Raw genomic sequence first — 9,432 nt, forward strand, 5'->3', positions numbered from 1 at the left:
GGATTAAAAATAAGGATATGTGTGGAAATACAAAGTATTAGCGCACCTAAAAGTGTCGGATGAGATGGTCTATATGAAAGCGATTCTAACGTTTTATATGTATATACAATTTGAGAACACTGTCTATTTTTTTGCGGGATTATGTTAGAATAACGCTTTTTTAAGTACAAAGAAATTGGAGGTAACAGAAGTGAAAGGTATGTTTTGCAAGAGAGTTATTGCAATAGTAACAGTGCTTACAATATTTTGTAGCATGGTCGTTACAATTGGAAGAGCAGCAGCGGAAACAGTTCCTGCTATAGACGTTGAAGCAGGATCAGCAATTTTAATAGAAGCAAATTCCGGAAAAATTTTATATGAAAAAAATGCAGATGAATCATTGGCAATTGCTAGTATGACAAAAATGATGAGCGAATACTTAGTTCATGAAGCGGTGGATAAAGGAAAACTTAAATGGGATCAAAAAGTTAAAATCTCTGAATATGCACATAAGATTTCGCAAGATCGTTCACTATCAAATGTTCCATTAGAAAATGGTGGCTCTTATACGGTAAAAGAGTTATATGAGGCAATGGCAATTTACTCTGCAAATGGTGCAACAATTGCTTTAGTTGAAGAGATTGCTGGTAAAGAGGTGAATTTTGTAAAAATGATGAACGATAAGTCAAAAGAGTTTGGTATGAAAGATTATAAGTTTGTAAACTCTACCGGCTTAACAAATCAAGATTTAAAAGGATATCACCTAGAAGGGACAACTCTAGACGAGAAAAATAAAATGTCTGCAAGGGATTGTGCAATTTTAGCACAACGTCTTATTCAAGATTTCCCTCAAATATTAAATACAGCAAAAATTCCTAAAAAAACATTTCAAGAGGGTGGTAAATATCCAATTGATATGGCGAACTTTAACTGGATGTTAAAAGGTTTAATTAAGCAATATGAAGGTGTAGATGGTTTGAAAACAGGAACGACTCCAGAAGCGGGAGATTGTTTCACTGGTACAGTAGAAAGAAATGGTATGCGTCTAATTTCTGTAGTGATAAAAGCAAAATCTCATACGGCACGTTTTGATGAAACAAAGAAATTATACGATTATGGATTTGCGAATTTTAAAGTGAAGAATGTCTACGGAAAAGATTCAGTAATAAAAGGACATGAAACAGTTCGAGTGGCAAATGCAAAAGACAAAGATGTAGTAGTTCAAACGAAGCAAGCTGTTTCACTTCCAATGCCGAAGGGCAATAAAGACATTTATAAAAAAGAATTTAAAGTATCCAATATGGAACAAGAAGCGCCTATTCAAGAGGGGGTAACTATTAGTAAAGTGATTATCTCTCCTAGAGATAATACAGATTCTGGTTTCTTATCAGGTAAATCATTACAAATAGACCTTGTAACAAAATCTGATGTCGAACAAGCAAATTGGTTTACACGTTTTATGCGTAAAACTGGATCTTTTTTTAGTGGTATGTGGGATAGTGCGATTGATATGGTAAAAAGCTAATTTTATAGGGTACAATTAAATATTAGTTTGAAACAAAAGGTTTCAAAGCACTATAGATTCTTATGTGGATAGCTTGGAATGTCAGGGTGTATTTTTTTCTTCTTACTTTGTGCATTGCAATGACAATACTTTTTTCTATAGTTTCGTATCATTTAATCGAAAAGAAATGTATCAACTGGGCAAAACAAAGAACAACAAATTTTTTGAAAAAAGTATAATTCCTGGGGAGATCTTATTTCTTTATTAAATATACGAATATGACCGATTCCTAAGTATACTTGGGAATCGGTCAATTTTGGATTATAAATGTAAATATAGTAAAGTGGAATATAATTGAAATCGAAAACCACTTAGAAATAACAATTACGGTGTGAGCTATTGTATAGTATAGATATATTTAAAAATAAAGGGGGAATACATATGTGGAAGCGATTTGTAGCAATTGGTGATAGTTTTACAGAGGGGATAGGGGATGAAGTTGAGGGAATCGCATTAAAAAGCTGGGTAGATCATTTTGTTCAACTGTGTGAAGAAGATATAGAATATGCCAATTTTGCAAAGCGTGGGTTAGTAACTAAAGAAATTCGCTTGCAGCAATTGGAAAAGGCGTTAACTTTTAATCCAAATTTGATTAGTCTCATTGCAGGGGCAAACGATGTTTTAAAAGGACGTTGGAATCACGATGTATATAAGAACGATATGGAATTTATGATAGATACATTAAGTAAAGCAGGGGCGGATATTATTATAGCAAACCTTCCCGATTTTACAGTTAGGCTTCCTTTGTCTTCTGAAAAAAAACAAGTAATAAAAGAACAATTATTAGAGGCAAATGAAGTTATACATTCACTGAGCAGAGAGTATAAGCTTCATCATGTTGATTTTTGGAATCATCATCTAGTTAATGACAATACGCTTTGGTCTAAGGATTTAATTCATCCAAACTCAAAAGGATATGTAAAAGTTGCTGAATTGATTTTTAGTAGTTTGCCTGTACAGAAGACAAAATAATAGTTTGTAATTTAACAAATATGATATTAATTGTATTTAAGCTATGTTTTTTAATAAATGGAAAGAACTAAACATTTAGCAAACAAAGCGTATCTACGATATATTTCTAAAGTAGTGTACAAATACAGAATTACAAGAAAAGATCACCTACGGAAATAGGTGATCTTTAAACATTCTTATACCTAAATTAATATATTAGATTACTAAATAAATTCGTACTACATAAAAATTAAGTTCTTTTATAGAAAAACTGATGATACATTAGCGTAAAATATATTATATCTTACAAGAGATTCATAACAACATTATATAATAATATAGTCAAATTATATTTTAGGGATTTATCCCGATTGTGTATAATGTGTAATTTTTTTGAAGCAGTAATGTCTAATAGATTAAATAGGTAGTAAATGTATAGGTTCAATACTATATGATTCAATCTTTGTTATGAGTGCATTAGTAATTGTTAGTATTATATTTTTAATATCTATTTTAGTTATTGGAATTAATTTGAATAGAAAATATGTAGGATAGAGAAAGGTACATATACTTTAATGTATATGTATCTTTTTATTTAGTAGGATTTATAGTCTCTATAAACTATTATGTTAATAAAATTAAAAAACTTTATTCTTAATATCCCTATGGTTAAAGCTATCTATAAAATGAAAATATAACTAAATAATAGTTTTGTTATGATTTGTGGATTTGGTTTTTTATCCGAATTTTCTGATTCAAATATTTCAACTTTATGAATATAGTAGGTGAAATATTTGTGTGATAGTATTTGAGATAGAAAAAAGCCAACTTTAAAAAGGATGTGAATTGAATGTGCAAACAACTGTAAATGGTTATATTAAGGTAATGTTTAACTAAGGTAAAGGTCTATTTTGTAACAGTTGATATAAAGACGAAGAAATAGGTGTACTCTTATTTATCAGACTATTTAAAATATGAGAAACCTTGAGATTAGTCTAGGTTTTGACGAAGTTAAATTCTAGGTGAAATCTTTATAATGATTAATTAGGTTTAATAAAGGGGTACCTTATACGCAAAGGTGTTTATATTAGTAACCTAAGGAGCTTGCTTTTATGAAAACTACTGATTCAAAAGGCCTATTAGGAAATAGGGTTTATTTACAAGTTTTCTCTGCTTATTCATTGCTTATGCTTGGTGTTTTTATTGATATGTTAGCGATTATGACTATAGTTGGATTTGAATGGGAAGTAGATCCTACTATGATTGGATTGATTCCTGTTGCATACGCACTTCCAGGAATTATTTTTGGCTCATGGGCAGGTGTTATTGCAGATCGTTTTAGAAAAATTCCAATTATGATGTTCTGTAATCTAATGGTTGGTCTAATAACGATTGCTCTTTTATTTGTACAAGATATCCACTGGCTCTTAGTAGCATTAATGATTCGTTCCATTTTTATTGTTTTCTATTATCCTGCACAGCAAACACTAACAAGACAGATTGTATCCCCGGATTTGCTTACTAAAGCAGTAAGTATCAACGGAATAGTAGAGCAGGGTACCAAAATAGTAGGCCCGCTTATAGGGGGGATGTTGCTGAGTTGGTTTCAACCAGAGTTCTGCCTCATTATAAGAGCTATAAGTTGTTTATTAGCTACCTTAGTTCTGATACCCACAATAAAATTTAAAGAAACTATATCGAAAGAATTTGTTGAAAAGCAAAAACAAAGTACTTGGACCGCTTGGGTACAAGGATGGAGTTATGTGTTATCTAATCGGATAATATTATCAACTATGATTTTCGTTACAATAGCCATGGCAGTATTACAATTAGTAGACTCACAATTTCCAACTTTATTTAAGAGCTTATTCCCACATGATAAAAGTAAAATGGGATATATCATTTCTATTATTGGTCTTGGCGGAATACTTGGTGCATTACTAACTCAGAAATTAAAACAATTTCAATATGGCTGGGTAGTATGTGGAGGTATGGTTTTAATGGGAATTGGTTTTGGCGGGATCGGTTTGATAACGCCCAGTACGGTCTTCGTTTTGGCCTACTTAATTAGTTTTATCGCTGGTATTGGAAGTGGGCTGATGCTTGTATCTAATCAAGTCATTTTACAAATAGAATCCGATCAAGATCAAGTAGGAAGAGTATTTGGTATTCAAAGCAGTTTAACAAACGCAGTTCTAATTATTTCTCCTGCTATGAGTGGCCCATTAGTGCATTTGTTTGGAGTAACTCAACTCTATGTTTATGGAGGGGTTGGGCTTGTTATTATTGGAGTAATTGGAGTTTCACTGCAGAAATATTTATGGGCTAGACATAAACACGAACCTATAAGAGCAAATAATTTTTGAAGGGGAGATTTTTATGACCAATGAGGAATGTTATCCATTAAGCCATCCGCAGCGAAGAATATGGTATACAGAAGTTATTCATTCTGATAAAGGAATATGTAATTTAAGATTTTTATTTAAACTTCATCGGAAAATGAATTATTCAAAATTAAACCAAGTTGTGAATCGCGTTATCAGTGAAAATGACGGTCTGTGCATTAGGTTAAAAGAAAATGGGCATCAGGAACCAAAACAATATTTTATTAAACATGAAGAACAAGAATTTGAGTTTTTTGATTTCAGTAATGTGGAGAATACAAATTTACTTGAGGAATGGATTGAGCAGAAAACAAAAGAAACGTTTACATTATTTAATTCAAATTTATACTATTTCGCTTTAATAAAATTAAACGATAATGAATGTGCAGTCTTTGGAAATGTTCATCATATTATTATGGATGGTTTATCAATTCAAATATTTACTGAGCAAATTGCAAAATATTATTATGAAATGCATAACGAGAATGAGGAAGGCGAAATTAAAAATTCATATGTTCAATTCCTGACTAATGAACAAACATACTTGAATAGTAGTCGCTTTCAAAAAGATCAAAAATTCTGGTTAGAGGAATTTAAAACACTGCCATCTGTGACTGGATTGAAGCCCTATAATACGTACCAAGTTAGTACCAAAGCATCACGTGAGACATTTATATTAACGGAGCATTTGAAGAGAAAGATAGAAAAATTTTCTGAAGATTACAAAATTAGTTTATACACTTTTTTTGTTGCTGCTTTCTCGTTGTCCATGTATCGGTGGACTTTATCGCTTGATATTGGTTTAGGAATGGCTTACGGCAACCGTATGACTAAAATGGAACGAAAATTGATTGGAATGATGGTGAGTACAGTTCCTTTAAGAATGGATATTGATCCAGAAGAAGAAGTACTTTCATTTATTAGTAGGGTGTCCAGAAAACAAAGCAAATTATTGAGACACCAGAAATATCCATTTGATTTGTTGTTAAAGCAGATTAATAAAGAGAATAATAGTAATGTGAGACTTTTCGGAACTACGATTGATTATAGGGATCGCGATGAAAGTGGTGACTCACTATGGATTCCAAACCATGAAGAGGTACAAGATTTTGCAGTGCATATTGAAAATCTAATTGATATTGACTCTTTACATGTACATATTGATTATCGTGAGGAGCTATTTTCTAAGGAAGAGATAAAACGGTTTTTTAACGTGATGTTAGCGATAATGGAAAACACTTTTGAAAAACCAAAGCAGAAGGTAGCTGAAATCGAAATCATTTCTGATGAAGATAAAAGAAAAAGTTTAGTTGAGTTCAACAATCCTAAGCTGGATTTCCCATCTCAAGTAACTATTCATGAATTGTTCGAACGGCAAGCGTTGAACTATCCAAGCGATATTGCAGTTACGTATGGCAAAGAAAAAGTTACTTATAGGGAGCTTAATGAACGCGCAAATCAGTTAGCTCATTATTTGCAGAAAAAGGGAGTAAGACCTGATACTTTAGTTGGACTGTGTGTTGAACGTTCCCTCGAAATGATTGTAGGTATTTTAGGAATTTTGAAGGCTGGTGGGGCTTATGTTCCACTTGATCCAACATATCCAGAGCAGCGACTTCAATATATTCTAGAAGATGCTAGCATTCAGTTATTCGTAACGCAAGAAAGTTTAAAAGAATTGAAATGTTTACCAGAAAATGTTAAGTCGATTTGCCTGGATCGTGATCAAGATGAGATTGGGAAAGAAAGTAAGACTTTGCCTGTTTCTGATGTCGGTCCCAAAAATCTGGCATATGTAATCTATACTTCGGGATCAACGGGAAATCCAAAGGGCGTTATGATAGAGCATCACAATGTCATTCGGTTATTTAAATCGACGGATTGTTGGTATCAATTTAATGAAAAAGATACTTGGACGCTTTTTCATTCGTATGCATTTGATTTCTCAGTATGGGAAATTTGGGGAGCTTTATTATATGGTGGAAAATTAGTTGTTGTTCCGTACTGGATTAGTCGATCACCTAAGGATTTTTATCAATTATTGGTGGAGGAAGAAGTCACAGTTCTAAATCAGACACCTTCCGCATTTCGACAATTAATACGAGTGTGTGAACAAGAAGATAAGAATAAAAATTTGCAGCTGCGTTACGTAATATTTGGCGGAGAAGCGTTAGAACCTATTAGCTTGTTACCGTGGTTTAAAAGGTATGGGGAGAAAAAACCACAGTTAATTAATATGTATGGAATTACAGAAACTACAGTTCATGTTACATATTATCCAATTACTTTAGATGATGTGCAGCATGCTTCAAGAAGTAATATTGGAAAGCGGATTCCCGATTTAGAAGTGTATATACTAGACGCTTATCAACAACCTGTTCCTATAGGTGTTGATGGTGAACTTTATATTGGTGGAGCAGGATTGGCACGTGGGTATTTAAATAGACCTGAATTAACAGCAGAGCGTTTTATATCTCATCCATTTAGTAGTGATCCGAAAGCAAGATTATACCGGACAGGAGACTTAGCGAGGTATTTGCCAGATGGGAATCTAGATTATCGTGGAAGAATTGATCATCAGGTTAAAATACGTGGTTTCAGAATTGAGATTGGGGAAATTGAGTCTACTTTACATACATATGCATATGTAAAAGAGGCAGTTGTAATTGTAAGAGAAGATCAGCCGGGTGATAAAAGATTAGTAGCATATGTTGTAGGAGATGGAAATGTAGATGCGTGGAGAGAGTATCTTAAAGCGAAACTACCAAGTTATATGGTTCCTGCGGGATTTGTGGCGATGGAAGCTATTCCACTTACAGCTAACGGTAAAGTTGATCGTGAGGCCTTACCTATGCCGGAGAAAAAGCAGATTAATAGTGAATGTGTTGGCCCTCGGAATAGTAACGAACAGATACTAACTACCATTTGGAAGAGAGTATTAGGTGTTAAAAAGGTGGGAATCTATGATAATTTCTTTGAAATTGGTGGCGACTCAATTCTCAGTATTCAAATCATATCTCAAGCAAGTCAAGTGGGGTTAAAACTTACTCCAAAGCAAATGTTTGAATGCCCAACTATCGCTGAGCTGGCACAAGTGGCTATAGAAACGCAGGGAGTACAAGCGGAGCAGGGAATTGTGATAGGTGATGTGCCTCTTACTCCAATTCAGTGCTGGTTCTTCGAGCAAGAACATCCACATACAGAGCATTGGAATCAATCAATGCTTTTAAGAGTAAAAGAAAGATTGGATGTGAAGTTACTAGAGGGAGCGATATTAAATTTACTGAAACATCATGATGCTTTACGTTTCCGGTACGAACAGTTACCAAACGGAACGTGGAGGCAGAGAAATGAAGGGACTGATGAGCTGTCAGTACTCCATGTTGTAAAACGGAATCAAGTTAATGAAAAAGAGTGGAATAAAATAATACAAGAAGAGATGAACATTAATCAAGCTAGTTTCAATTTAGTTACTGGTCCGTTAATGAGAGTAGTGTACTTTGAAGATAACTTGACTGGAAATGATCGAATATTCTGGGTGATTCATCATTTAGTAGTAGATGGAGTGTCATGGAGGATCCTATTGGAAGATTTACAGGTGGTATATAACCAGATGAAACAAGGTCAAGAAATTCGCTTACCTGCGAAAAGTACATCTTTTAAAGAGTGGTCTGAACGACTCCAGACGTACAGTGATTCGGGTATTTCAAAAGAAGTACAAAATTATTGGAATCAACAAGTAGAAAAAGAAACGATGAAAATTCCAATGGACTATCCAATACAAGAAACGACAGAAGAATCGATGGATCAAGTGACGAGGACTTTAGGAATAGAAGAAACACAAGCATTGTTACACGAAGTTCCAGTCACTCATAAGACAAGGATTAATGAGGTATTATTGGCGGCATTAGGACAAGCTATCGTCGATTGTACAAATCAGCAAACGGTTTCTATTCATCTAGAAGGACACGGAAGGGAAGAGATGATTGAAGGTATTGATTTATCACGGACAGTGGGCTGGTTCACGAGTATTTATCCTGTTCATCTAAATTTTCAAGGAACTAAAACACCAATTGAAGGCTTAAAGGCTGTCAAAGAACAATTGCGTCGAATTCCGAATCACGGAGTAGACTATGGTATTTTACGTTACTTGAATAAAGAAATACTTCCGTTTTATCAGCAAAAGCCTTCAATAAGCTTTAACTATTTGGGCCAATTTGATCAGGTGTTTTCAAAGGAATCTTTGTTTATGCAAGAGGTAGGGTTTACACTTTTAGATCATGCTCCAGATTCCAAACCATCTCATCTAATTGATGTTATCGGAATGGTGAAAGATGAAAAGTTACATTTTATTTGGATGTATAGTAGGGAACAGTTTTCTAAATTAAAAATTCAAGTGATAGCAGATGGTATGTTGAGGCATCTTCGTCAACTTATAAATAAACCAACAACAGAGTCTGCTTTTACGGTATCAGATTTTGCTGATGCAGAGGATCTTACGGAAGAAAGCTTGAGCAAAGTATTACTTAAATTAACAAAGAAGAGGGTGTAAAA

At 33.7% G+C, this 9,432-nt stretch carries 4 protein-coding genes and 1 pseudogene; all 5 read left to right on the forward strand.

Annotation, left to right across the window (positions count from 1 at the left end; genetic code table 11):
* Positions 1-190: 190 nt before the first annotated feature.
* Positions 191-1,504, forward strand: coding sequence for a D-alanyl-D-alanine carboxypeptidase family protein (locus MR143_RS13080; RefSeq protein ID WP_000677703.1), 1,314 nt, complete (start codon positions 191-193; stop codon positions 1,502-1,504).
* Positions 1,505-1,596: 92 nt separating this feature from the next.
* Positions 1,597-1,722: pseudogene (locus MR143_RS13085) on the forward strand (acyltransferase family protein); the annotation flags it as partial.
* A 202-nt stretch (positions 1,723-1,924) separates the two neighbouring features.
* Entirely contained in the window at positions 1,925-2,515 is a 591-nt protein-coding gene (locus MR143_RS13090; protein WP_000265870.1) for an SGNH/GDSL hydrolase family protein, read from the forward strand.
* 1,091 nt (positions 2,516-3,606) lie between these two features.
* Positions 3,607-4,860 (forward strand): MFS transporter, encoded by a 1,254-nt coding sequence (locus MR143_RS13095; protein ID WP_000858618.1) that lies wholly within the window; start codon positions 3,607-3,609, stop codon positions 4,858-4,860.
* A gap of 13 nt (positions 4,861-4,873) precedes the next feature.
* On the forward strand, positions 4,874-9,430 hold the full coding sequence (locus MR143_RS13100; protein ID WP_000180436.1) for a non-ribosomal peptide synthetase: 4,557 nt from the start codon (positions 4,874-4,876) through the stop codon (positions 9,428-9,430).
* Positions 9,431-9,432 lie beyond the last annotated feature (2 nt).

Source organism: Bacillus cereus group sp. BfR-BA-01347, assembly GCF_022663835.1.
GTDB classification, from domain to species: domain Bacteria; phylum Bacillota; class Bacilli; order Bacillales; family Bacillaceae_G; genus Bacillus_A; species Bacillus_A thuringiensis_K.